Here is a 1,658-nt window from a genome sequence, read left to right as displayed (position 1 = left end):
GCCGACAGAGGCCGCGTCAGGAACACACTCCAGTCCCCACGGGACAGCAGCAGCGCCCGACGCAAATACTCCTCCATCATCGGCCCCAGGATAAAGCCCAAGAGCAGCGGAGCGGGTTCCGTGCCCAGCTTGATGAAGATATAGCCAATGATCCCGAACAGACCCACCATCCAGATATCGAAGGTGTTGTTGTTGGTGGAGTACACGCCAATCGCACAGAACAGCACGATGGAGGGGAACAGCCAGCGGTAAGGCACTGTGAGCAGCTTGATCCAGATACCGATGAGCGGCAGGTTCAGGATCACCAGCATCAGGTTGCCAATCCACATGGAGGCAATCAGGCCCCAGAACAGCTCCGGGTTGGCCGTCATCACCTGCGGACCGGGCTGGATGTTGTGGATGGTCATGGCCCCCACCATCAGCGCCATCACCGCATTGGGCGGGATACCCAGGGTCAAGAGAGGAATGAAGGAGGTCTGGGAGCCTGCGTTGTTGGCCGATTCGGGAGCGGCCACACCACGGATATTGCCCTTGCCAAACGGCACTTCACCGGGACGCAGCTTGGTCTTCTTCTCCAGGGTGTAGGCCGCAAAGGCCGCCATCACCGCACCACCACCGGGCAGGATGCCCAGCAAGGAGCCCAGGGCGGTGCCGCGCAGCACGGCGGGGAACATGTCCTTGAAGTCCTGCTTGGTCGGCAGGAGACCGGAGACCGAGGCGGCAAACACTTCACGCTCGCTCTCGCTCTTGGCCAGGTTGCTGATGATTTCCCCGTAGCCAAACACGCCCATGGCGATGACGATGAAGCCAATGCCGTCAGTCAGTTCCGGGATGTCGAAGCTGAAACGGGCCACGCCGGAGTTCACGTCAGTACCCACCATGCCCAGCAAGAGGCCCAGCACGATCATGGCAATGGCCTTGATCAGGGAGCCCGACGCCAGCACCACGGCACCAATCAGGCCCAGGATCATGAGGGAGAAGTATTCGGCCGGGCCGAACTTGAAGGCCAGCTCGGTCAGCGGACCGGCAAAGGCCGCCAGGATCAGGGTACCGACGCAGCCGGCAAAGAAGGAGCCCAGGCCGGCGGCAGCCAGCGCGGGTCCGGCTCTGCCATTGCGGGCCATCTGGTAGCCGTCAATCACCGTCACCACCGACGAGGATTCACCGGGCAGGTTGACCAGGATGGCGGTGGTGGAACCGCCGTACTGGGCGCCGTAGTAGATGCCGGCCAGCATGATGAGCGCGGCCACCGGGGGCAGTGCGTAGGTGGCGGGCAGCAGCATGGCGATGGTGGCCAGGGGGCCGATGCCGGGGAGCACGCCGATGAGGGTGCCCAAGAGGCAGCCGATGAAGGCGTAGATCAGGTTCTGGAAGGTGAAGGCGACGCCAAACCCGAGGGAGAGGTTGTTGATGAGATCCATGGTGTTCTGTCCTGGTGCGGTGACTTAGGCCGTGAAGTAGGCGGGCCAGACGGGGAACTGCAGCTTGAGCAGGACGATGAAGGCCAGGTAGCTCAGGACGGCCAGGACGGTGGCCAGGATGGCGACTTCCTTGAACTGGTGCTCATCGCCGGCGTGGCTGGCGATGTAGGTGAGCAGGTAGATGCCCACGATCAGGCCCAGGGGCTTCAAGCCAATGCTGGGCAGGCCGCCTATGCA

1 protein-coding gene and 1 pseudogene are annotated in these 1,658 nt (G+C 62.8%); both read right to left on the bottom strand.

Translation table 11 applies throughout. The annotated features are described in order from the left end of the window. The coding region (locus tag AC1RNN_RS19655) for a tripartite tricarboxylate transporter permease (protein ID WP_493091412.1) at positions 1-1,421 on the bottom strand (1,421 nt) is incomplete at its 3' end. A gap of 24 nt (positions 1,422-1,445) precedes the next feature. Then, a pseudogene (locus AC1RNN_RS19650) lies at positions 1,446-1,658 on the bottom strand (tripartite tricarboxylate transporter TctB family protein); the annotation flags it as partial.

The sequence above is a fragment of the Rhodoferax sp. GW822-FHT02D07 genome (assembly GCF_058802405.1).
Note: the sequence above shows the minus strand (reverse complement) of the source record. Positions and strands in the feature narration are given on the sequence as shown.